The organism is Listeria rocourtiae subsp. hofi (assembly GCF_963575615.1).
GTDB lineage: Bacteria > Bacillota > Bacilli > Lactobacillales > Listeriaceae > Listeria_A > Listeria_A hofi.
Window position 1 is genome coordinate 1 of sequence record NZ_CAUYTL010000043.1, and the last position, 23635, is coordinate 23635.

General features: G+C 38.0%; 21 protein-coding genes, 2 tRNA genes and 1 pseudogene. 15 read left to right on the plus strand and 9 right to left on the minus strand.

The genetic code is table 11. The features are described from left to right. Positions 1-100: 100 nt before the first annotated feature. Positions 101-475, minus strand: a complete 375-nt coding sequence (locus R8925_RS14120; RefSeq protein WP_430536434.1) for a hypothetical protein — start codon at positions 473-475, stop codon at positions 101-103. Between the two features lie 2 nt (positions 476-477). Next, positions 478-1665 carry a Tle-like phospholipase domain-containing protein gene (locus R8925_RS14125; protein ID WP_430536435.1) on the minus strand — a complete coding sequence of 396 codons (1188 nt, stop codon included), beginning with the start codon at positions 1663-1665 and terminating at the stop codon, positions 478-480. 125 nt (positions 1666-1790) lie between these two features. Here R8925_RS14125 and R8925_RS14130 point away from each other — a divergent pair, with 125 nt between their 5' ends. Next, entirely contained in the window at positions 1791-2108 is a 318-nt protein-coding gene (locus R8925_RS14130) for a DUF1433 domain-containing protein (protein ID WP_430536436.1), read from the plus strand. 52 nt (positions 2109-2160) lie between these two features. On the opposite strand, the gene R8925_RS14135 is transcribed toward R8925_RS14130, so the two are convergent. Continuing rightward, entirely contained in the window at positions 2161-2409 is a 249-nt protein-coding gene (locus R8925_RS14135) for a hypothetical protein (protein WP_430536437.1), read from the minus strand. 287 nt (positions 2410-2696) lie between these two features. On the opposite strand from R8925_RS14135, the gene R8925_RS14140 reads away from it, so the two are divergent. The 4 genes from R8925_RS14140 to R8925_RS14155 all read left to right on the plus strand — a co-directional run bounded on the left by R8925_RS14140 (position 2697) and on the right by R8925_RS14155 (position 8289). Then, on the plus strand, positions 2697-2798 hold the full coding sequence (locus tag R8925_RS14140; RefSeq protein WP_430536438.1) for a type I toxin-antitoxin system Fst family toxin: 102 nt from the start codon (positions 2697-2699) through the stop codon (positions 2796-2798). Between the two features lie 506 nt (positions 2799-3304). Beyond that, a complete protein-coding gene (locus tag R8925_RS14145; protein ID WP_430536439.1) occupies positions 3305-4081 on the plus strand; it encodes an ETX/MTX2 family pore-forming toxin in 777 nt (258 codons plus the stop codon). Positions 4082-4214: 133 nt separating this feature from the next. Continuing rightward, positions 4215-4355 (plus strand): LPXTG cell wall anchor domain-containing protein, encoded by a 141-nt coding sequence (locus tag R8925_RS14150; protein WP_430539453.1) that lies wholly within the window; start codon positions 4215-4217, stop codon positions 4353-4355. A gap of 61 nt (positions 4356-4416) precedes the next feature. Further along, a complete protein-coding gene (locus R8925_RS14155) occupies positions 4417-8289 on the plus strand; it encodes a fibronectin type III domain-containing protein (RefSeq protein ID WP_430536440.1) in 3873 nt (1290 codons plus the stop codon). 82 nt (positions 8290-8371) lie between these two features. On the opposite strand, the pseudogene R8925_RS14160 reads toward R8925_RS14155, so the two are convergent. Then, positions 8372-11303, minus strand: a pseudogene (locus R8925_RS14160) (Tn3 family transposase). A 226-nt stretch (positions 11304-11529) separates the two neighbouring features. Here R8925_RS14160 and R8925_RS14165 point away from each other — a divergent pair. The 10 genes from R8925_RS14165 to R8925_RS14210 all read left to right on the plus strand — a co-directional run bounded on the left by R8925_RS14165 (position 11530) and on the right by R8925_RS14210 (position 19843). Next, a complete protein-coding gene (locus R8925_RS14165) occupies positions 11530-11853 on the plus strand; it encodes an ArsR/SmtB family transcription factor (protein ID WP_430536443.1) in 324 nt (107 codons plus the stop codon). Between the two features lie 97 nt (positions 11854-11950). Continuing rightward, entirely contained in the window at positions 11951-13246 is a 1296-nt protein-coding gene (locus R8925_RS14170) for an arsenic transporter (protein ID WP_430536444.1), read from the plus strand. 14 nt (positions 13247-13260) lie between these two features. Further along, the gene (locus R8925_RS14175) at positions 13261-14931 is read left to right on the plus strand and encodes an FAD-dependent oxidoreductase (RefSeq protein ID WP_430536445.1); all 1671 of its coding nucleotides are present in this window, start codon (positions 13261-13263) and stop codon (positions 14929-14931) included. Between the two features lie 222 nt (positions 14932-15153). Beyond that, positions 15154-15777: a recombinase family protein gene (locus R8925_RS14180; protein ID WP_430536446.1), complete on the plus strand. Its 624-nt coding sequence runs from the start codon at positions 15154-15156 to the stop codon at positions 15775-15777. Between the two features lie 328 nt (positions 15778-16105). Beyond that, positions 16106-16420, plus strand: coding sequence for a rhodanese-like domain-containing protein (locus tag R8925_RS14185; protein WP_430536447.1), 315 nt, complete (start codon positions 16106-16108; stop codon positions 16418-16420). A gap of 2 nt (positions 16421-16422) precedes the next feature. Then, a complete protein-coding gene (locus R8925_RS14190; protein ID WP_430536448.1) occupies positions 16423-18081 on the plus strand; it encodes an FAD-dependent oxidoreductase in 1659 nt (552 codons plus the stop codon). Then, entirely contained in the window at positions 18074-18370 is a 297-nt protein-coding gene (locus tag R8925_RS14195) for a rhodanese-like domain-containing protein (protein ID WP_430536449.1), read from the plus strand. The genes R8925_RS14190 and R8925_RS14195 overlap by 8 nt, the downstream gene beginning before the upstream one ends. Further along, positions 18370-18630 (plus strand): metal-sensitive transcriptional regulator, encoded by a 261-nt coding sequence (locus R8925_RS14200; protein ID WP_036092865.1) that lies wholly within the window; start codon positions 18370-18372, stop codon positions 18628-18630. Before R8925_RS14195 ends, R8925_RS14200 begins: the two co-directional genes overlap by 1 nt. 678 nt (positions 18631-19308) lie before the next feature. Beyond that, entirely contained in the window at positions 19309-19626 is a 318-nt protein-coding gene (locus R8925_RS14205; RefSeq protein ID WP_430536450.1) for a helix-turn-helix domain-containing protein, read from the plus strand. Between the two features lie 143 nt (positions 19627-19769). Next, positions 19770-19843 (plus strand) — tRNA-Met (locus tag R8925_RS14210). 697 nt (positions 19844-20540) lie between these two features. Here R8925_RS14210 and R8925_RS14215 read toward each other — a convergent pair. The 5 genes from R8925_RS14215 to R8925_RS14235 all read right to left on the minus strand — a co-directional run. Beyond that, positions 20541-20614: transfer RNA gene (locus tag R8925_RS14215), tRNA-Ile, on the minus strand. Between the two features lie 143 nt (positions 20615-20757). Next, complete coding sequence (locus tag R8925_RS14220; RefSeq protein ID WP_430536451.1) at positions 20758-21573, minus strand: IS630 transposase-related protein; 816 nt, start codon at positions 21571-21573, stop codon at positions 20758-20760. Positions 21574-21941: 368 nt separating this feature from the next. Next, the gene (locus tag R8925_RS14225; RefSeq protein ID WP_430536452.1) at positions 21942-22736 is read right to left on the minus strand and encodes an SMI1/KNR4 family protein; all 795 of its coding nucleotides are present in this window, start codon (positions 22734-22736) and stop codon (positions 21942-21944) included. 21 nt (positions 22737-22757) lie between these two features. Continuing rightward, complete coding sequence (locus R8925_RS14230) at positions 22758-23345, minus strand: HNH endonuclease (protein ID WP_430536453.1); 588 nt, start codon at positions 23343-23345, stop codon at positions 22758-22760. A gap of 104 nt (positions 23346-23449) precedes the next feature. Next, positions 23450-23635, minus strand: a 186-nt coding sequence (locus tag R8925_RS14235; RefSeq protein WP_430536454.1) for a hypothetical protein, incomplete at its 5' end; no start/stop codon positions are given.

A 23635-nucleotide genomic window follows, 5' to 3' on the forward strand; every position in this document is an offset into this window, starting at 1 on the left:
ATACGTATCCAAAATCTAAATGCAGATTTTGGATACGTATTTTTCTAGGTCAGAGAACCTTTTGTCTCAGACTCCTCATTGTCGTTTTTTATGGCTAGTATTAATGTCGTCTGGTACTTCGAAGAATCGTATCAAAATCAGCTGCATCATCCTGACAAAGGGATTTTCTTTCCTTCGCTAATTTTTCGATGATGGCTTCCCCCGTTTTACTTTCAAAGGATTCGCTTAGTTCACGCTCCAGCTTTTTCATCGTTTGTTGCCACCCGTCAAAGCTAGCTGTAAAGCGCTGTAATTGATCCCATTGATTTTCAGCAATGTGATCCGTGCGTTTATGCACCTGCTGGCGCATCTGTGCCTTTTGCTTTGCCCGTTCGATTTCTTTTTTATCCGCTTGTAGTGCGTAAGCTAGACTACTCGCTCCCGTTTCAATTGCCTTCGCAATCGCTTGATCTAATTCTCGTATTTGTCTATCCATCGTTACCCCTTCCCTAAGCTTGCTAATTGGCTTCCTAACGCGCTAGCCGATGCTTTCAATGCGCCTACCGTTCCGCCCAGATACCGTGCCAGGTCTTGGCCTGCCTCTTGGTCATTTCGTTGCATTTCATACGCTGCACGACCAATCGCATCCGAGAATGTTAACAATTCTTTCTGATGTGATCGCAAATTGTCGATTAATTCGACTGTTAAATCATCGTTATGTAATCGATAGATACCTTCGCGTTTGTGTACGGCCACTTCCTGAATCGCATCGTCTATTTCTGAAGCCATCAACAAATCGTATTCCCCACCAAAGGTCGCATCTTCTAACTCACGCTGGAGCTTTTTCATGTCCCTGGCTTCCTCTTCTCGGAAATCTTCTAATGCTCGAATTACTTTCGTTATATCTTCAGCCATCGCATGTAATTCTCGTGCGCTGCGTTGAATGTCATCTGGAGATATTTTAAGTCGCACCGATCCATCACCATGGAACTGACCGCGAAATCCTGCAGGCATATGCGCATTATATGGATCGCTACCACTGGCATTTTTACTGACAAACTGTTGATAAAAGACAAATGCACCTGGTGGCAACGAACCCACCACATCGCCAGTATGCCTGTAGTCCTTTATTTGATTAAAGTAAGCACCATTCTTGGCTCTTTGTTGTTCTTCGGCTGTTAACTTGTTGAAGGAACGTGCTGCAGCGAAGGTCGTTGCTGGTTTATTGTACTTTACTGCACCATACTGTGCTAAAGCGCCACCTAAACTATGTCCAGTAAAACTAAAATCTTTTACAGGAAACATCTTAGTCGTTTCCTTGATGAATTGTTCATAATCAAAAAATTGATCACCATACTCTGGCATTTTTTTCGTTGCAAGCCCTACATTCGTCGTCCAATCTGCGCCTTCTTGTGAGCCACGTGAAACAAATACCACATGTGAAAACGTCTTAATCTTTCCATTGCACATATCGACATAATCTTTGTATGGAACAGTTGCAGCCGCTTGAAGGCCATTCGATTTAGTAATAGAATTAATGGTCACCCATTGGCTTGTATCATTTAGTTGCGTATAGATAATCTTCTGTTGCTCTGTTTTCGTCAATGGTCTTATATCGTTTACTTTGAGCGTCCTACCCTCATAAATAAAATCTGAAAGCCCAAAATTTTGTTCATCTGTTGGCATCTTTCCATATTCCTCCTAAACGTGATATGCTATAATGAAAGTGGGGTGAAACTATGAAAAAGAAATGGATCATCTATACTTCCATTATTTTGCTACTTATAATCATAACAGGGGGATATCTATTTGTGAAACATTTACAACAGCAAAACAGTGAAAAAGTTATTTTAGCCACTGAAAAACCATATATTGAAAAGTATTTAACCTACAATTATCAACATATAGACACTGTAACATTGGAGAAGATACATATAAACCCAACAGGTATTGTTCATGTGGAAGGCTATGTGAATGGTGATCCAGAACTGTCTTTTGACGCTGGTATTTATGATGATCACTTTGAAGCTGCGCTTAATCCAACAGGCGACTCATTTCCGCTACTAAAAAGAGAAGATCGAGAAGTGAAAAGTGTTTCTGAAATCGAAGCCGAAGAAAAAAATAAATGAAAATACCCCAGGAATCACGATAAATTCGTTGTCCTGGGGTATTTTCATACACTTATTTATCTGCCTTTCCTCGCTTTGGCTTTGGCGCTGTCTCGTTTCTTTCCAAGTAACATAACGGATCACCTTGCTCTGTACGAATCACAAGCGAACTCTTCTTTGTGTCCATCGCCTCGGCATAAACCATACCGTGATTGGATATAGCTAGTACCAACATACGTAAATCTTTTTTCACATCTCTATACCAGTAACCGTTTTCGGTCATCTTTTTTTCCAACGCCATAATATTTTCAAATGCGATCATCTATTTTACCTCTCCTTGTTGCTGGCATGCAGTATTGTCTACGTTTACATTCCATGCTATAATAAGCGTATTCATCCCTGAATAACTCAACTCCCGTTATTCAGATTTGAGCCTTTGACACTGTTGAAGGCTCTTTTTTTGCTTCCACTCCAGTTTACCGCGTTTGGAAGCACATCGCAAGATGCGTAAAGCCCTAATAACAACCCTTCATAAGACTATCTTTTATGGTACAATAATAGAATCGTCTACCTTCAGGCGAACATTTTCGCTGAAGGGAGGTGTGAGTTATGAGTATCTTATTTTCAAGTATTATTGCTCCGATTGTGGTTGGATGCGCGATTGCGTTCTTCAAGCACCTGTTAGAAGCTCGGCGCAATAACAACAAGTAGACGACACCTATTCTAACCCCAAATAAACACCCTAGCTGTTCGCGCAGCTAGGGTGTTTGGGTGTGGCTATGAGTATCTTATTTTCTACTCTATTATAGCAACAAAATAAGGAAAAGTAAACTCTCTGTTTCTGAACCATATGGTTCAATAATGGATATTGCTATGTGCAAGCTCCTCCCTATTGCGCCTTAGAACGGTAAATCATCTCATAGGACATATCCTTTCTTAAATCCTCTTATTTTTTGTGTCCACTTTATTATAACCATTCCAATGATATTAACTATTTTACCGTCTACTTTATTGACATTTATCCACCTAAAATTACAAAAAATAACATTAAAACAGTAAAATGCAATAATAATAATAATAATTTCAACAATTACGTGAATTTATTTATTTTCTATTGCTTTTCAAGCATAATTCCCATAAAATAGAAATGTGAATATTTGAAAAAGGAGGTTATATTTAGAATATTGTAAATAAACAAACAGAGAGGAAGGTTTTAGATGAAGAAAATAGTAAGTTTAACTTGTAGTGCATTGCTTGTTGGAACGCCAACTAGTGTAGTTCATGGTTATAGCATGGAAAAAGACGCCTATCCGACTAGCGTGCAAGTTGCACCTAAAGGTACGAATGTTATACAAGATGTAGATGAAAAATTACAAAAAATGGTTAGTTCAGTGCCTTATAATTTTCATTCACCATATGTACTTATGGGAGAGGCAAACTACGATGTTTTTGGCACTAATATTCTAAAAACAAACATAAAAGAAACTATCCCATTACATGTAGGACAAAATATTTTTGAAAATCCATTTTCTCATGAAAGCAACTATCAAACATCTATATTTAGTAAAGCGTTCACGCAAACTACTACGACAACGATACAAAATGGCTTTAAAATAGGGGTAACAGCTAAGGGGAAAGCAGGGGTTCCATTTGTAGCGGAAGGAGAATGGTCAACAACATTAGAATATAACTTTTCTCATACTCAAGCAAATATGAACAGCGAAACAATCACTCTCACAGCACCTGCGCAGCCAGTTAAAGTGCCAGCAAATAAAACTTATAAAGTCGTTGTGTTATTTGAGCAAACTAAAGTTTCAGGGCAAGTTGAGCTATTTGCTGATGTGGGTCAATCAGTTTTCAGTGCTGGAAGGCTTAGCCGCGTTGGGCTTATTATTAATAGAGCACAGGACAAGCAGGGAATGGTGCAATCACCAATTGATCCTGAAAAAGTTCGAGTACGTGGCTCAGGTTCATTCACCACGGAATGGTACTAATTTAATTATAAAAACATATGATATGTCAGTTAAAGCACGATCTGCCAACTCCTCTGGTAAATTGGTAGATACTAAGCGTATACCTATTAAGCTAGAGAAAAAATAGAAAGCATATTTTATTTCGCTAGAAAGTGTGGAATCAGAAAGAAGACTTCCGAAAACAGCGGATAGCAATGGATTATCAGGATTAGTTGGTTTAGTATTTTTTTCTTTTTCAACAATATATTTGTGTAGAAGAAAATCAATAAAAAATAAAACCGATCGAGTATACTGAGAGGAATACGTGAAGTAGCTTTTAAGTTTGATTCAAGTGGATGATCGAAATGGGGGTAAATATGAAGACGACAGAAAATATAATAAATAATGTATTGAAATGTGGCTTTGCTCAGCTGATAATTATAGTGTCATTTATCATCTCAACACCATTAGTGTATGCGGAGAATAGTAATAAAAAACAGGAAATTAACGATTCTCTATTAAGTGAAGTTAAACCTTTTTACAACAGCATGACGGGAAACGAATTTTTGTTTACTAATAAGATTGAATTTAGCACAGAGCAAAATAATCTGAGTTTTCAAGAGCAAGTTAATGCACTTAAAAGTGACGAAAAAATCCTAGAAGAAATAGAAGCTGTAAACAGGAAATTAAGAGAAGAATATTTAAATAGAAGTGAGTTCTATACGGAAAAGCCTGGAGAAATAAAATTAGGACAGCTTGATACTCAATTTTATACCGCATCAACAGAAAACATGACTCTTTACGGAAACTTCTCTACGGAGAGCTTTGGTATAGACAAAGATTTTTTTCGAAAAAATAATGATTACGTTTTCGAAAAATTACTGAAAAAAACGGAGTATGGTACGGACTATGGTTACTTTATAGGCAGTCTAACTGCTAAGGAGACTACTTTAAGAGGCAATGAACATATACAAATAAAACTTTCTGTACCGAAAGGGACTAAAATGATTAGAGTAGGCTCATTATTGGCGCCCAAATTTATGCTGCAAAGAAAAAGCACTTTTAAATATACAGCAAAGAAAATGAATAAAGACGGAGAAACACCTTATTTAGACATTGAAGCTGAGCTGGTAGATCAAAGTAAATTAACTAATGAGACGGACAAAGTAAATCAAGATTTACAAAGCAAGATAAAGAATGATTATGGGGTTACTCATAAGCTTATTAAATTAGAACCCCTTGGATTAAATGCAGGCATGGTGTTGTCACAAGCAGAGTATGTAGTGACATTATTTTTTAAGAGTCTTAAAGACAGTGCTATGTGGGAAAGTATTTCTCGAGACAAGTCTCTATACCAATGGGAGGAACTCATTTTTACAAATGGCTGGCGAGTGCACACGTCTTTCTTTGTTAAAGAATTAGCCGAAATAAATTCGGAAGAGCATGAGAAAGTATTTCGTAATAAATTCAAACTTGATACTATTGGTAAGACTGTACATGGTAAAGGTAAAAGCACTAGTATCATAAGTCTCTCTAGTTTAGTCTATGGGACACCAGAAAAAGAAAATAGAGTATTAGAAGAGTTTGCTACTACCACTATACATGAATTTTTCCACCATTTAATTTATGTATCTGAAGAATTCGAAAGAAATCCTTTATATAAAAATTCGAAGATAAAATTTGTAAGTCATATGAAAGAACTAAAATCACTTGAGGAGAAGGCTGTAGTGAAACTACTAGAGAGCTCATATGCTAAAAAAGATTGGGAAGAGTTTATTTGTGAAGCTTTTTCGGCGAAACTACATCCAAATTCCTCTGTACGAGAAGGTTTTCAAACAAATGCCGTTCGAACAAATCGTTTTTTTGACAATCTGTATGATTCTACCCCACCAACTACACCCAAAAATTTGCGTGAAGTGAAAATAGAGGGCAAGTATATGGAATTTACTTTTGATCACTCTAGTGACAATGTTAGTGTAGATCGCTATAAAATTTATCAAAATAATCAAGAACTTTTCGAAGAAAAAACTCGTAAGGATAACAATAGATTATCACCTAAAAATCCTGGGGAACATGAAGCAAGAATGTTAATCTTGGTTGAAAATTTGAGCCCAGCAACCGAGTATCAATTTCAAATAAGTGCGATTGATGAAGCAAACAATGAGTCATCCAGAAGTATACCTTTAAAAATAAAAACAAAAGATACGGAACCCCCTAAACTACAGGGATCTTTGAGAGGAAAAGCAGTCAAAAGTACAGTTGTTCGACTTAACTGGCCACATCCACGCGATAATGTAGGAGTAAAAGAGGCGAAAATTCGCCGAACGGAATCGTCATCTAGGATGAAAAGAGATAGTGGTTTATTAACTGATAAAATTTTTACAGTATCAAGTGACAGGAATTATTTCAATGATTTTACAATTGAAGAAGGTAAAATATACACCTACTCTATGATAGCTGTGGACGAAGCTGGCAATGAATCTGAAAGAAGCAATTCTGTAATTATACAAACAGATGAGAAAAACGATGAGAACAAAAATGAAGATAAGGCAGAAAATATTACATCCTCTAATGCGAAACTCAATTGGAGTGGCATGTTTGAAGGTATCCCAATGTCTGGATTCCAAATTTTTAGTTGGATTAAAGAAGCAGGGGGATGGGCTTTTACTGGAATAACCTCTGTTGTGGGAACAGCTACTTCCACTTTAGTAGCTTTGACTCCAGGTTCTGAACATATGTTTACGATTATTCCGATTGATAAAAATGGGAATCCATTGGATGATGGTTTGGATATTAGTCTAGAATCCATTGACAAATCATCCATCACAACAAAAGATAGCACACTTTATGCTGGTCAGAAATGGAATGCAGAAAATAATTTTGTTGCTGCTACGGATGAAGATGGCAGATTAGTAGCATTTAGTGATAATAGAATAGCTGTCAATGGAGCCAATATAGACACCACTAAGCCTGGTGTGTATAAATTGAAATACAGCTTTAAAGGGAAAATAAAAACAACAGATGCTACCTTTATAGTGACAGTGAAGGAAATAGTGCCACCACAAAATCTAAAAGCCGGTGAGCTAACTGCCAAAAGTGCGATTTTAACTTGGGAAGCAGGATTCAGTGCAGAAGTTATAGCTGGCTATCAGATTTACCAAAATGGATTACTAATTCACACGGCTGCTAAGAACACAAGGACTCACAGAGTTATGAATCTAGAAACCGCGAAGAAGTATAAATTTACCGTAAAAACTAAGGTGGGTACAGAAGTTTCGTTGCCTAGTAATGAAGTTTCTATTCAGACGATGGAGTTGGAGCCACCAAAGATAAAAAGTATTAATATGTCTGAGAACGTTGCAACACTTACCTGGGAAGCACCTAAGGCATCAGGTAATATCACTAAATATCATTTATATGTGAATAATATGAAAATTAGAACTGTTAATTCCGATACACGTACTACCATAATAAGAGGATTAGAGCCTTCGACAAAATATACAATTACATTAACCTCTGAAAATGGAAGTGGGGAAGTATCTAGCGGTAGCATACCTTTCACTGTAACAACAGGTTTGTACAGCTTGGGAGCCATTACTAAAGCGCATGAAACAACAACGTTCATTAAAGGCAGACTATGGTATGACGATGGTATTATTTTTACGAAAAATGTAAAAGAATCCATAGGAAGCACAGTTATGAGCTATCGAGTGGATTATAATGGAGATTCACTAACAGAAAAACTAGATGGCACTAAAAAAAGAGCTTCTTTTGAAACGAATGGTGCACAAAAGATTAACTTCCTAGAGTATAATAATGGACATGGATTGAGGTTAAGTAATCAAGGATATTTAAGCATTTATGCCATAACTAAGGATGGACGAGAATGCCAAGTGTATACTTCTCGCCCCTATCCGGGGTCTAATGCAATCGTTTCAGCACACCAAAATGTCTCGTTAATCGCATCTACTACACATAAGGACTATTATGATGGTATTACTTTTAAACGTGTGAGAGCCGCTATTGGTGATAATGTTGTGAGTTATAGAGTGGACTACGTGGGGGAGGGTATTCGCTTTAATGTCACTAAAAAGAGGAATAGCTTTGTTTTAGATGGGGAACAACGGCTTCAATTTACAGATTACAACAATGGCCGTGGAGTAAAAATTAATCCTAATGGTTATCTAAGCATCTATGCTGTAACCAAAAATGGAGCAGAACACCAAGTCTATTTTAATCCCGGCTGGTAACAGGGGTAGAACCAGCATCTCCGAGCAAATCGGGCACTGCGTAATATTCCGAATATTACGCAGTGCCCGATTTGCTTTTTCATTATAAATGTATTCTCTTTTTCATATCAATATGAAACTCTCCATAGGGGTTGATATGATTGTAAATCATGGGCGTTAACGCTCGATAATCTTCTACTTCCATCTTGTTTTGCCATTCTTTTTTACTTAATACCGATTGGATTTTCAGTGTGTTCATGTAAATCATGCAATTTTGTATGAGTTGGAGACTGAGCATCGCTATTTCTTGTTCTTCCAATTGATTATGGCGAATTTCGCCACCTTGGCCAAAAAAGACAAAATCGCTTGCGGAATGCCAATTTTCCACCGTGTTTAAACCGGCATGAATTTCTTTTCGTAGTTCTTCAGATCGGAGGTAATCACATAGAAACATCGTTTTTATCACTTTACCTAATTCTTGAAAAGCGAGATAGGTAGGGTGCGAACTATTTTTGGAAAATTGCTTTAAAATAGCCTCGGTATCTGCGGTATTAATACGTAACGCTGTTGCATATTTCACCATTTCGTTGTACTGTCTGTGAATAAGATCCCAGTTGATGGCTCGCTTTGCAATAACAGGGGAAATATGCTCATATCGATCACTAGCCGATGCTTTATATAATTTTTGCGCATGTATATTTTTGAAACGTGGTAACAATTCATAACCTAGTAAGTGACAAAATGCGAATCCTACCGCACTTTGACCATGTGTGTCTACATAATTGCGATCGACTTCTTTTGCTGTGCCGTGATGGAGTAAGCCATGCAGCATCGCTGCTACTTCTGATGAGTTTGGTGCATTCACTTGCGAATGAATACACATGGACTTTTCTTCAATATGCCAATAAACAGATACGCCAGGACCACGATATCTTGGGAACCATTGCGTTCGTAAATTTTGATCGTACGCTACTACGCGAGAAGAATCAGAAGCGCAAGAAGTAGAACCCTTGCCCCATACACTCTCTGCTCGTTCTGTTAAAATAGCATTCACTATTTTTTGATTGGCTGCTTTTAAATTTTCAGTATGAATATATTTCCTTTTAACATATAGCAAATCTTTGTAGCTGATATCTGGACTACCTGATGATACACGTCGTATGCCTGTGTTTGTACCAATACCATATAAACATAATAACAACCGTTTTTGAACAGCTTCGCGATCCAGACGTTCATACGTAGCAAGGCTTTGAAATGTCGTTGAAAATCCTGTTCGTAAATCCGTTTCTTTGATGATATCAATGAGATTCGTCATCCACCAACGATCGGTAATTTCTTTCTTCAAATAGGTAAGTTGATGTGGATCAGGACTTAACTCATTTGGTGCGACGGCAATCCAGCCGTTTTTCTTTGTCCATATGTTCACTTTCTTATTATCTGGCATTGTTGTGTCCAGTAGATGAAGCTTGTCACGTAGCTCCTGTTGTAAACTGTCTATTTTTTCAGTACCATCTAAGGGAAGCTGCAGCGTTTCATAGTGCTCAACACGCTTCTCTTCAAAGTCAGCAGGCAAATAGTCATCTGGATTTCGATAACGAAAAGCGAAGGATACCCATATTTCACGGCATTTTAACTTATCTTTTAACGCATGTAAGACACATATTTCATAATTAATGCGATTGATTTTTAGCTCCCCATGGTTATCTTCTTTAATGACTAAGTCATACCATTTCTTAGGGATAATTTCTGGGCCAAGTGGAATATCCTCTGAAGGAGAAAAGGTAATTTGTTTGGATGTATGATACTGTCGTAGTAAGTCAATCGCTTGAATGACTGGTTGATGCAGATGGTTATTGGATTTAAATTGAAGCGTTTGCAATATATTCGTCACAGCGGAACGATAGGAACTACTATACGAATTCCTGATACGCCAGTGTACTTTCTCTTGATAAATGGAGTTTTTATATTTTAATTCCTTGACAATATCCCCTACTATTTCTGGAGATGCTACGGAAAAGAGCGTGTCTTTGATAATCCCGTTGGGATTTTGGAGCGCACTCTCCAATAAATGAACCAATATTTTATTCTTGCCAAATACTTTCTTTACCTCTAGTATTAATTCCATTTTCACTTTCTTCTCCGCACGACCATCGATTTTATGGATGAGTGTAATGAGCAGCTCTACAAGGCTATCATGTAATTCCCTTATTTTTAGCCAGAAAAAAGCACTCAGTAATGTGTAGCGAATCATATCATTATGCCGACTCACTTCTGTCTTATCTTCGGATGTGGCTCGTAGTCTATATTTTTGCAAAACCTTAGCAGGAATATCCGTAAACAAATGATCTGGCAACTCTAAGTCGAGAAGTGTTTGCAGTTTATTTAATTCCATGACTAAGCCTTCCAGGGCCTAATGTTAACCTTCTGAATGTGATTTTTGTCGTATCTTCTGTATCATTTTCTTCGTGTTCTAATTCTCCCCAGTAGGCTAGTAAAGCATCCATCTTTTTCAAACTAGTAGCAGAGAGTCGCTGGTAGGTTGTTTGATAAAAATGGTGCTCTTTTTGCCGAATACGATTACGTATAAGCGTATCTACTTGCCATTCCGAAGGGATGATTATTTTTTCTATGCGGTACTTCCTATATAGCTGTTCTTTTAACACGTCTACATCTTGGTTGTACTCGTATATCTTATCATCTAGCCAATCTTGTAATGCTTTTCTGTCCGCTTCATTTTCTTCTCGAAAACCACAAAATTGTAAAATTTCTTGTCGTTGTCGATAGGCTGTTTTGGAATCCAGTTGGTACGTTATATAAGCGTCCAGTGACAGTTGCAACTGCTTCGCGATAAACGAAGGCATATCGGGTGGAACATCTTTCTTTTCTACTGGGAATTGATGCTCCAACTGAAAATATTTGAGCATCACAGCAAAACCAATCCGAGTAGCTCTGTATTTCGTTGTAACAAACGCCATTTCTCGATCGCTTAGTATAAAAGCTTCTATTTCTTCATCGATCGTCCATTCTTTTTTCATGATGTTTCCCCCATCCATTTTGTTAGATCAAAGATTTATTGCGTAAATTATATCAAATATAGGAAAGTATGCAAAGGATACTTCTAGATAGATAAAGATACTGCAAGCTAGTTGAAAAGGAACGATGTAGGCTTTTTTCGCACCAACGAAGAGAAATACTTGACGTTCCAATTGCAGATGTTTATATTTATAGATAGACGAATGTCTATCTATAAGGGGGGGTATTGTGACATATGAAGAAACTGCTCGCCTTTTTAAGGCGATGAGCGATCCTAAAAGAGTTCAAATTATTGATATTCTTTCCTGTGGGGAATTGTGTGCGTGCGATTTGCTAGAACATTTCGATTTCACGCAACCCACATTATCTCATCACATGAAAGTTTTAATGCAAGCAAGTATTGTACAAAGCCGAAAATCAGGAATCTGGCATTACTATTCCTTAAGCGACGCATCGATATTGAAAGTACAACAAGTTCTAGCTTCTTTTTTGGAAGAAAAAGAAGTGTGTATTTGTAATAACATACAAAAGAAAGCCTATAAGCAATGCTAGCCAATGACTTTGGTTGGTGAGAATCTCAACGATGACTTCATATAAATGAAACACACTAGCGAGTAGTATCTTTTTTCGCTAGAAGTAAGGGGGAATTATGCAAATCATACTCGCTATTTTCGTTTTTATAATCACACTCATATTTGTTATCTGGCAGCCTAGAAATCTATCGATTGGCTGGTCAGCGTGTGGCGGAGCTGTTATCGCATTACTGGTAGGTGTTGTCACACTCACAGATGTAGTGACTGTAACAGGTATTGTTTGGAATGCGACTTTAGCTTTTATCGCTATTATAATCATTTCACTTATCCTTGATGAGATTGGTTTTTTTGAATGGGCCGCGTTGCATATGGCAAGACTCGCTAAAGGGAATGGTATTTTAATGTTTGTACTTATTGCCATTTTAGGCGCTTTTGTAGCGGCATTCTTCGCGAATGACGGTGCTGCGCTAATTCTGACACCTATTGTGTTGGCCATGGTACGTGCCCTTAAGTTTGATGAAAAAAAGGTGTTTCCGTTTATTATAGCTAGCGGGTTTATTGCCGATACAACATCGCTACCACTAGTCGTCAGTAATCTTGTGAATATCGTTTCTGCCGATTTCTTTGGGATCACGTTTTCTCAATACGCGCTTACGATGTGGATACCGAATCTTTTTTCTTTCATGGCAAGTATCCTGGTATTGTATCTTTATTTCCGACGAGCGCTACCGAAAAGATACGATGCATCAGAACTTGCTACACCGGCTTCCGCAATCAAAGACGTGAAAATGTTCCATATTTCTTGGGGAATATTAGCTGTTCTGGTTACAGGCTATTTTTTAAGTAGTTTCTTGAATATCCCGGTTTCCTTTATCGCCTTATTTATAGCACTAACCTTCTTGTTACTTGCTAGAAATAGTCAAGCGGTCCATACTAAAACGGTTTTAAAAGGTGCTCCTTGGAGTATTGTATTTTTCTCCATTGGTATGTATGTGGTAGTGTATGGTTTACAGAATGTTGGTATTACAAAAGTTCTAGCAAGTGCTTTGGAGCATATCGGTAACTATGGCTTATTTGCAGGTACCATTGGCATGGGATTCATCGCAGCTATCCTGTCATCGATCATGAATAACATGCCTACGGTGATGATTAACGCCTTGGCTATCGATCATACTTCCTTTACCGGAACCATGAAAGAAGCCATGATTTACGCGAACGTAATAGGCTCTGATTTAGGCCCAAAGATAACTCCTATCGGTTCTTTGGCCACTCTTTTATGGCTGCATGTTTTAGCGCAAAAAAAGGTGAAGATAAGTTGGGGCATGTATTTTAAAATCGGGATTCTCATCACCCTTCCCGTCTTATTTATCACACTCGTAGGTTTGTATCTATCCCTACTGATTTGGAATTAATGGAGGCAAATGTTATGAAAATTATTATTATTGGTTCCGTCGCTGCCGGAACAAGTGTGGCAGCAAAAGCAAGAAGAAACACGGAAGAAGACGAGATTGTGGTATACGATCAGGATAGCGATATATCTTATTCTGTCTGTGGCATTCCTTATTATATCGGTGGCGAAGTCCCAACACTAGATACCCTTACACCAAGAAATGCAGCATGGTTTCAAAAACGCTATAACGTCGCGATTCATACGGAACATCGTGTCCTGAAAATCCATCCTGACCAACAAAAAATGGATATTTTAAATCTTAAGACAGGAGAAACAGTAGAAGATTACTACGATGAGTTGGTACTTGCTATGGGAGCAAAGCCGGTGATACCCGTTGTCTTTGAATCATTCAAAGATGCTAAGAATATTTTCCATGTTAGGAATATTCAAGACGCCAGTAAGATACATCACTATATCAAGGAGAAACAACCGAAAACAGCACTCATTGTCGGCGCTGGGTTTATCGGTCTAGAAATGGCCGAACAGTTACAGCAATGTGGTATCGATGTGACGATCATACAGCGTGGGAATCAAATAATGAAACATCTTGATAGGGATATGGCTTTTCGTGTGCAACACGTATTGCAGAAACAAGGTGTCAAAATCGCTTTAAATACAACGATAGAGAAGATTGAGTGCACAGATAAAGAAAAACGGTTGGTAACGATAGATAACCATGCATACGAACGAGAATCGGATATGATTATTCTAGCAGCTGGCGTGACACCAAATACGAGCTTATTACATGGAATGAATATAAAGCTTGGAAGCTCTCATGCTGTTTCCGTAGATGAAAAGATGCGAACCAATATCCCACATATATCAGCTGTTGGTGATATTGCAGAAAGTTACTCTTTAATCACTGGAAAGCCATTATATCGACCTTTAGGTTCGACAGCTAATAAAATGGGACGAATTGCTGGAGATACGTTAACTGGTGGGTCATTGCAACACCGGGGAATTCTTGGCACAGGGATTGTCCGAGTTTTTGATATGGTTGTTGCTTATACCGGGTTAGCCGAGCAAGAAGCACGAGACGCAGGTTTTGAAATAGAAGTGCTCTACAATATTAAGCCGGATAAAGCAGATTATCTTGGAGGGAAAGAACTAACGATTAAAGCGATTGCTGATCGAAATACGGGACGTGTTCTAGGTGCTCAAATAACAGGAACACATGGTGTTGACAAACGCATTGACGTGTTAGCAACAGCTATTACCTTTAAAGCGACAGCAGCAGATTTATTTCACTTAGATTTAGCGTATGCGCCACCATTTGCAACAACAAAAGACCCTGTACTATATACAGGGATGGCCTTGGATAATGCGATACATGATAATCCACTAATAACACCTGAAACGCTTATTCAGAAACAAAATGAAGGCGAGAAAATGCAGATTATCGATACACGATCCAAAAAGCAATTTGAAGCATCCTCTGTTAAAAATGCCATACACATTCCTTTGGCTAATCTCCGAGAACAGGCAATGTTACTTGATCCTACAGTACTTACAGTAACCTACTGCAATAAAGGTGTGACAGGCAATGCAGCCCAGAATATTCTAAAAAAAAAAGGATTCCAAACAGTCTATAATCTATCTGGAGGTAACAAGAACTATCAATTATACTTGAATATGATTAGCGACTAAATAGTAGTATAAGGTGAAAAATGTGCTATTGTACGGATGGCATGTTTTTCACCGTTTTTATTGTGTTATTAAAGAATCAATACCTAAAGGTAAATAATAACAGCGTTATGTCTGTTTAAGGTATACCCTAAATATACACACAGGATCCATTGCTTTATACAGATTATTCATGTAAAATTAGGGTGTCAAATAAAGTGGTTGGAAAATGGAGTGATTTTGGGTATGAAAGTTGCATATGCACGTGTAAGTTCCACGGATCAGAATTTAGATCGTCAGTTGGAAGAATTTAAGAATCATGGCGCGGAGAAAATTTTTGTGGAGAAAAAATCCGGTGCCGATTTTATTAACCGAGATGAATTTAGAAAAACATTGGATTTTGTTCGTGAAGGTGATTTTTTGATGGTGGAGGCCATCGATCGGTTAGGAAGAGATTACACAGAAATTATTCAAACGGTGAATGTGCTCAAAGAAAAGAATATTGGTTTGATGGTGACGAGTATGCCGTTGTTAAGTGAACCGATTGGAGATCCACTTCTAGATCGTTTCGTGAAAGATTTAATGCTTCAGTTGCTGGCGATGATTGCGGAACGGGAAAGAACGGAAAGTAAAAGAAGGCAAGCGCAGGGAATTGCGATAGCGAAGGAAAAAGGCATTTATAAAGGTCGGCCGATTTTATACGCTGCAGATGCAAAAGATCCACAAAAACAGGCAGTATACCATCAGATTGTGCGCATGTTAGAAGAAGGCTTGCCAATCAAACGCATTGCGGAGAAAAATCGAGTAACAAGACCGACGATCTATCGGATTAAAGAAGGCTTAGCCACAATGCCTACAGAAGACCAGTAGAAATAGCTTGCTTCGCATTAAAAATAAGGCCACTATCCGTTATTGAGGTTGTGGCCAATATTATATATAGAAAAAACTCGATTCATAAGATATTCCAGTCGTTATAGTCAGAATATTACGTAATATCCGATTTACTCGGAGATGCTGGTTCTTGCCTTACTTACTAGTCACCATAAAATAACTAGCATTCGTCTGGGTCTCTCTATCATTTCTTTTGAACTAGGTAATCGTGGGGTGACTAGAAGACAAATCTATTGACTTAGGAGTCTTTATATAGTTTAATATACCCTTAGGGGTATATTTTTATGTAGAAGAAAGGAGCTATTGTATGTTTTGTTTATTCAAAAAGATACCAACGATTTCAATACAAGAATTGCAGGGAAAACTAGATAAGAACACTATTTTATTAGATGTTAGAAGCCCATTGGAATACAAACGGGGACATATAAAAAATGCGAAGAACGTCCCCCTGAATAGGATATCCCATTATGAACAGAAAAAAGAGACTACCATTTTTGTCATTTGCCAATCAGGTGTACGAAGCAAGCAGGCCTTTCGTAAGCTAACCAAAAAGGGCTACACCGTTATAAATGTTGGTGGTGGTATGAATCATTGGCACGGACCTATTAAAGGAGGAAACTGATTATGTCAAAAATTATTATTGTGGGTGGTGTTGCTGGAGGGATGTCCGCGGCAACCCGTCTGCGTCGTTTGATGGAAGATGCTGAAATCATTGTGTTAGAAAAAGGGCCTTTTGTATCTTTCGCCAATTGCGGACTACCATATTATGTTTCAGGGGAGATTAGCCAGCGAGACGATTTACTTGTTCAAACACCTGAAATGTTAAAAGCTAGGTTTGGATTGGATGTACGTCCTTTTCATGAGGTAATTGCGATTCACTCAGAGAATAAGACGATAACTATTAGGCATGAAGATGAAGATTTTATAGAACAGTATGATCAATTAATTTTATCACCAGGAGCAAAACCTTTTGTACCAAACATAGAGGGATTAGAACATGCAAGAAATGTTTTTACACTAAGAAATGTGCCTGATTTAGATCAGATTATGGGACACCTAGGCGAAAAAAATTCAAAACAAGCTACTGTCATTGGTGCTGGGTTTATTGGTCTAGAAATGGCCGAGAATTTACGTAAAAAAGGGATACATGTAACGATTATTGAAAAAGCACCACATGTATTGCCCACTTTAGATGAAGAAATGGCGGCGTATGTTAGAAATGAATTAATCCGGAATGGTGTAAAAGTCATTACTTCTCAATCCGCCGTAGCTTTTAAAAATGAGGGACAGGATATCATATTAGAAGATGCTTCTATCTTAAAATCAGATATCACCATTCTATCGGTTGGCGTACAACCGGAAAATACACTTGCTCAACAAGCTGGAATTGAATTAGGTTACCGTGGTGGTATTTCAGTAGATACCCATTATCGAACTAACTTACCAGATATATATGCTGTAGGCGATGCCATTGTAGTCAAACAGCAAATTACTGGTGAAGATGCGTTCATCTCACTAGCATCACCAGCAAATCGTCAAGGTAGACAAGTTGCAGATGTTATTGCTGGCCTGGAGCGTCATAATAAGGGCAGTATTGGAACAGCTATCGTACGCGTTTTTGGTATTAGTGCAGCTTCTACTGGGCTGAGTGAACGTGCTGCGAGACAAGCTGGTTTAGATGTCAGTATTGTGCACACTTCTGGCAAGGATCACGCAAACTACTACCCTGGTGCTACTGACATCACACTAAAACTAGTTTTCAATGCCAAAAACGGGGCTATTTACGGTGCTCAAGGTGTTGGTGCCAAAGGAGTGGACAAGCGCATCGATATTTTGGCTACCGCTATAAAAGCAGGTTTAACTATTTTTGATTTACCAGAGTTAGAATTTACGTATGCACCGCCATTTGGTGCTGCCAAAGATCCTGTAAATATGATTGGCTATGCAGCTATGAATTTAGCTGAGGGATTAAGCCATAATATTCAATGGTATGAACTAGAACAAGCAATAGCATCAGGTAAAACCATACTCGATGTTCGGAATAATAGCGAGTTAGTGAATCATGGCACATTTAAAAATGCGATTCATATTCCGTTAGATGATTTGCGCCATCGCATCGATAAATTAGATATTCAAAAGGAATATATTATAACGTGCCATAGTGGCTTACGAAGCTACATTGGCGAGCGTTTATTAAAGCAAAACGGCTTTAGTATTCAAAACCTAGATGGGGCATTTGCCTTATATAATACTGTAAAACCGGAGGGGATTCTACATGTATAAGTCGATTTTTATGGCTGCCTTTTATCAACGTGAAAAAAACAATCATTTGTCTATCCTAGATGTCCGAGAAGTGGATGAATTTCAAAGCGGCCATATCCCTAGTGCGCAAAATTTACCACTGAGTAGGCTGCCAGATATCTTTGAGATACTAGATAAGGCGGAAGCCTATTATGTGATTTGCCATTCGGGTGGACGTTCCGCAACAGCATGTACTTTTCTTAGTCATCAAGGATTCAATGTCACGAATGTAATGGGTGGTATGTCCTCTTGGAAGGGGGATTTAATATAATGTCTACGTGTGACAAGCAGGTTTGTAATCGTTTAAAAAGAGCAGAGGGGCAACTTCGTGGTGTTCAGAAAATGATAGAAGAAGGTAAAGAATGTCAAGAGGTTATCATGCAATTAAGCGCTGTGCGAGCAAGTGTAGATCGTATTATGGGCACAATTGTTGCTGAAAACTTGAAAAATTGTTTTGAAAATCCGGAGGAAAGTATAGAAAACCAAACAAAAAAATTGGAACAGGCTATACAATTAATTGTCAAGAGATAGGATCAATAAAGGGGTGCACATTAATCTAGGTTGATGATATAGCGCCCTTTTGGGTAAATAATAATACATTAATTTTTTACTTGCTCATCCGTGTATCAGGATTACGAGGAATAAAGATTGAGTGCTTCTTTTCTGGATTTATTTGATTGGCCCATAGTTTTACTGGCGAGATATAAAACAAATAACTTATGGTGGTATCGAGCACGCAATGGAAACCTTTATAGATGACGAATAATTGCTTCGTAATTTGAATCAGATCTTACCGATATAAAACAAGGCTATGCGCTTGGAATCCTTGTATGCAATTTCGCAATGTCCGAATTACTTGGAGAATTTTGATTGTATTTATATAAATTTATGTCACTTATTTATCAATTGATAAACGGATATATTATAAAAATTTATCAATAGTTCGAATCAGCGTACTAAAAATCAAAAAATTGGGGTATTTATTAAGTAACTAGACTAAATAAGGCCTTGTGCAACTTAAGGAGCTACAATTAGTCACCTTTCACTATCATTAATGGAATGGCAACCCTTTTTTGAACAAAAATTATAAGGTCTTGTCTAGCTAAATCTATAGTTCATAATTTAGCCTGTTATGCTAGTATTCTTAACGGATTTCGCGATGCGAAAACAGCCCTTCCTTATCAGCGGAAGCGAAAGAAGAAGGGGTCATTGGAGGCAAGAGAATTAGCGCTCTGTCTCGCGAAGCAGCCAGAGTGGACACATCAGGAAATAGCAGCGCATTTGCAGGTGTCCCGAGAGACGGTCATGAAATATATTAAACAGTATCATCTTCTGTACCTGCCGAAAAATAAAAAAGAAAAAAAGAAAATCGATCGAGACGCTTTGCATGCCTTTGTGGTGGCGCATCCAGAGTTATCGGTTTTAAAAGTGGCCAAGCATTTCGGCGTATCAGAAGCTACCATGAAAAAGAGGATGGAAAAATACCATATTCCTTACCGAACACCGAGAAATAATGGGTATCATTAGGGCTGTATTTTCTCGTAGGAGGGGATGTTTTTCCTTGTGTTTCGCTACCAATTAGTATAAAATTCAGAGTGTGGTACCAGTGAATGGGTATCGCTTCCTTTGAAGTAACTGTTTATACCAATGGACGGTTATTTCTTTTGTGTGGATTTGTAGCGCCGTTGGTTAGAGCAGACAGCTCATAACCGTCCGGTCGCAGGTTCGAGTCCTGCCAGATCCATTGTGACCACTAGTGTGTACAAGAAGCTCAATCGTAGAGAAATTCAAATCATTATAGTCAGAATATTGCAGAATGTCTGATTTGCTCGAAGCTGCTGGTTCTAACCCTATCTACCGTACAAAAATGTCAAATTCCGGCCGCTACCCCTACAAAAAATAGATGTTTCTTAGAAAAATAAAAACAGCCTAATAAACCATCGTTTTTGAGACACTTTCCTTATGTTACAAACAGATGACATGTGGGGAAATTTTGGCTAAAATTTTCATTGACCCCTAGTAATCAAATACATGGAACGTGTATCTCCAACTTCTATCCAACATGGAATAGGTGTAAATCACTTGTAGGAAAGGGATTTGTATTCCTTATCGATACAAATTCCCTTCTCGCGCTCGGTACCCCATATATTGAAGAAACTCGTTTTATAACATATTTGAACCGTTATCGTCGGAATATTGCGTAATGTCCGATTTGCTCAGAGATGCTGGTTCTACCCCTAATAGACAATAAACAAGACCTTTTCAACAAAAAAACACGTCGATTTCAGACGTGTCTATATATCTTAAGTTCTAGACATACTCTAAAAAAGAAAAAACGACAACTCCGGTAAGTGAGTCATCGCCTCTCGAGAAATAACAGCCAGTGAAAGCTATTAATATCCATAATAATACAGCTAGGGTGTTTTTGCAACCATAGGAAATGAATCTGGTAGGACTCGAACCTACGACCGGACGGTTATGAGCCGTCTGCTCTAACCAACTGAGCTACAGATCCACACAAAAGAAGCAACCGCCCATTGGTATAAACGGTTACTTCAAAGGAAGCGATACCCATTCACTGGTACCACAATCTGAATTTTATACTAAACGGCAGCGAAACACAAGGAAAAACATCCCCTTCCACAAGAAAAAACGGCCCTAATGCTCCCCTTTTTTTCTCGGTGTTCGGTAAGGAATATGGTATTTTTCCATCCTCTTTTTCATGGTAGCTTCTGATACGCCAAAATGCTTGGCCACTTTTAAAATAGATAAATCTGGATGCGCCACCACAAAGGCATGTAAAGCGTCTCGATCGATTTTCTTTTTTTCTTTTTTATTTTTCGGCATGTACAGAAGATGATACTGTTTAATATATTTCATGACCGTCTCTCGGGACACCTGCAAATGCGCTGCTATTTCCTGATGTGTCCATTCTGGGTGCTTTGCGAGACATAGCGCTAATTCTCTTGCCTCCAAAGCCCCCTTCTTCTTTCGCTTGCGATGATAAGGTAGGGCATGTTTTCGGATCAATCTCCCAACATACGACACCGATAGATGAAAATCATCCGCTATTTCTTGTTGCGTCTTATGTGGATACTTTTCCATATACGCGCTCATTTGTTGGATAACCCGCTCATCTACTTTACGCATGTCATCAATTGCAATATCGTAGGTAGCTATCAGTCTAAGAAATGTCTGTTTAGCGATGGGTTTCTCACTAGCATTTTCCATAATCCGAGACACCGTCGCATCTGGATTTTTCTTCACATAGACCTGAACAGCTTCCGCCAGCTTCTCCTCTTTCTGTTTTCTAAAAGCAAGACGCTCGTGATAAAGCATCTCATTTGTTTTGATGATAGTATCCATGCGATATCTTGTCATCTTAAATTTATTCGCTAGTTCCATCACCGATTTTTCAGGATGAGCACGGATATACGCTTCCATCCCAGCTGCTGTATCTGTATCATTTGTCATCCCGTTACTCCTTTATCACTTACTATAAGTACTCGATACTCATGAATCATCCATGTTGAATGCTTCTAAATACAATGTTAGTTCACTAGACTTCTTCTGTCAAAAAGTACATCACCAATATGACATATGTCAAAATCCATTTTCGGATATTTTGAGACGTGATTTCCATTCTTTTCTGACAGTGTCAAAAAGTATGCTTTTTGACACATTCCAGATACACAAAGAAAGGACATCACTTTTCAGCGTGCCCTTTCTTTATTATTTTTTAGCATAGTTAATTAAAAACAAGATTACTCCAATTGCTATGCCAAGAAACGCTAGTAACACAACAATATTAATTAATAACAACATGTATCAGGTTTACACTCCTAGTCGTCTGTCTTTAAGAACTCCTCAATCATTTCCTTATACATGACTAAATCTAAATCATCCTCTTTCTGTAATAAGGAAAGAATTAAATGGATAAATTTTTGATCTATAATGCCTTCATTTTCAATTTCCATTCTTGCTGCACTAGCAATTTCCACTTTTTGATGCTCGGATCCTTCTGTGTAGACTCTTTCCATTGCAGTAAAGAATAGCTCATCGTCTTTAGGCATAGAGTAATCACATATCCACTGATATACACCTTTTGAAACTTTTGTAATGTCTATTGAGAGCGCTAATTCTCTGATTTCTTCACTAGATGGTATATGAATATTATCTTGCTCATCTTCATCAACATCTAAAATATACATTGCGTCTATAAACTCGTCAAAATTATGACTAATGAGCTCTGTTTGACTTGTTTCTGTATCAATAAAGATAACGTTAGGATCCGTGCTTGTCCCTTCATAATCCAAAGCTACAAAACTATGCCCATTACCTGCAATAATAATAATATTCTCTTTCGTAATTCCCCATTCATTTTTGTAGTCCTCCGTTTCCATAATGCCTTCATCTGGATGAATACCGTAAAGGGAGTCTAGTAGAATGTAACCTTCTCCATCATCATTAGCAAACCCTACATGTACAGCATCCGTTTTCAGATACCCACCATTTTGTTTCTTGAGTATTTTTATATAGTTTTTGGGTAACTTTACACCGAATGTCGCTTCCGCCAGTTCCACATCTTTACTAGTTAACTTTGGTGGCTTGTCGCTTTCTTTTTCCCATATACTCATTTTTTTCAACCACTTTCTGTATTAAGATCCCCAAATTGACTTACCGCCAGTATGGCCTGTTTTTTCATGCAACTTGCTATCAACTAATTGCATTTTACCTCTATCTTGATGATGGTGCCAAGTCATGCCTCTTGGATTTTTCCCATTTTGAATATCTGAAAGTTGATCCTTGGTAAATCTACTCTTCGGTATTTTCCCATTGTTGATGTTTTTCTTGAGATAAGCATTTGCCTCTTTAAACTGTTTTGTATTTGACGCTTTCAATAGTGAATTAGGCAGTGTCATCTCAGCTTTAGCATTAAATATGGGAAAACCTTTTTTATCAAATTTAACACCTGTTTTTGGATGTGATTTTCCTGCTAGGTTACCATTTCGAATGGTGATATTTTTTTTGGTACCATTTTTTAATGTTTGCTTCACCATTAATTTCGAACCTACGCGTATTACGACAGCAAGAACAGGTATAATAAATTGCACGAACCTAGGCTCCATTATCTCTGAATCAATTTCTGGTAATACACTGGCATCGTATGATTCGTCTTGCATCACTTCTATTTCTTCCGTTGTCGTTGAAAGAATGTTATCAAGCTCTTCTTCTGTATATGTCAAATCGTCCTTCGAAAAATCGGCAGGTACATACTCTTCAAACTCGTCAATAGAAACAGTAGGCACTTGTGAGATAGCAATGGTCTGATTCTTTTCATTATATGCTGTTACTCGGAACCAAAATTTATCTGCCGTAGCATAAGCTTGTTTATCAGATTTTCTACACCATCTTGTCTACCAACTTCACCAGAAAGAATGCTATGCGCTTCATCATAACTTTCGGCTTCCAGCCTATCCTTTTGATAATAGCCCGATTTCTCGGTTTTCTGCAGTGAATGCATCCTCTCCACCTC

What these genes read in the sequence shown, in the direction of transcription:
- R8925_RS14120 (WP_430536434.1), bottom strand. Translation starts at nt 475, where the DNA reads ATGGATAGACAAATACGAGAATTAGATCAAGCGATTGCGAAGGCAATT.
- R8925_RS14125 (WP_430536435.1), bottom strand. Translation starts at nt 1,665, where the DNA reads ATGCCAACAGATGAACAAAATTTTGGGCTTTCAGATTTTATTTATGAG.
- R8925_RS14135 (WP_430536437.1), bottom strand. Translation starts at nt 2,409, where the DNA reads ATGATCGCATTTGAAAATATTATGGCGTTGGAAAAAAAGATGACCGAA.
- R8925_RS14140 (WP_430536438.1), top strand. Translation starts at nt 2,697, where the DNA reads ATGAGTATCTTATTTTCAAGTATTATTGCTCCGATTGTGGTTGGATGC.
- R8925_RS14145 (WP_430536439.1), top strand. Translation starts at nt 3,305, where the DNA reads ATGAAGAAAATAGTAAGTTTAACTTGTAGTGCATTGCTTGTTGGAACG.
- R8925_RS14155 (WP_430536440.1), top strand. Translation starts at nt 4,417, where the DNA reads ATGAAGACGACAGAAAATATAATAAATAATGTATTGAAATGTGGCTTT.
- R8925_RS14170 (WP_430536444.1), top strand. Translation starts at nt 11,951, where the DNA reads ATGCAAATCATACTCGCTATTTTCGTTTTTATAATCACACTCATATTT.
- R8925_RS14175 (WP_430536445.1), top strand. Translation starts at nt 13,261, where the DNA reads ATGAAAATTATTATTATTGGTTCCGTCGCTGCCGGAACAAGTGTGGCA.
- R8925_RS14180 (WP_430536446.1), top strand. Translation starts at nt 15,154, where the DNA reads ATGAAAGTTGCATATGCACGTGTAAGTTCCACGGATCAGAATTTAGAT.
- R8925_RS14185 (WP_430536447.1), top strand. Translation starts at nt 16,106, where the DNA reads ATGTTTTGTTTATTCAAAAAGATACCAACGATTTCAATACAAGAATTG.
- R8925_RS14190 (WP_430536448.1), top strand. Translation starts at nt 16,423, where the DNA reads ATGTCAAAAATTATTATTGTGGGTGGTGTTGCTGGAGGGATGTCCGCG.
- R8925_RS14195 (WP_430536449.1), top strand. Translation starts at nt 18,074, where the DNA reads ATGTATAAGTCGATTTTTATGGCTGCCTTTTATCAACGTGAAAAAAAC.
- R8925_RS14200 (WP_036092865.1), top strand. Translation starts at nt 18,370, where the DNA reads ATGTCTACGTGTGACAAGCAGGTTTGTAATCGTTTAAAAAGAGCAGAG.
- R8925_RS14220 (WP_430536451.1), bottom strand. Translation starts at nt 21,573, where the DNA reads ATGACAAATGATACAGATACAGCAGCTGGGATGGAAGCGTATATCCGT.
- R8925_RS14225 (WP_430536452.1), bottom strand. Translation starts at nt 22,736, where the DNA reads ATGAGTATATGGGAAAAAGAAAGCGACAAGCCACCAAAGTTAACTAGT.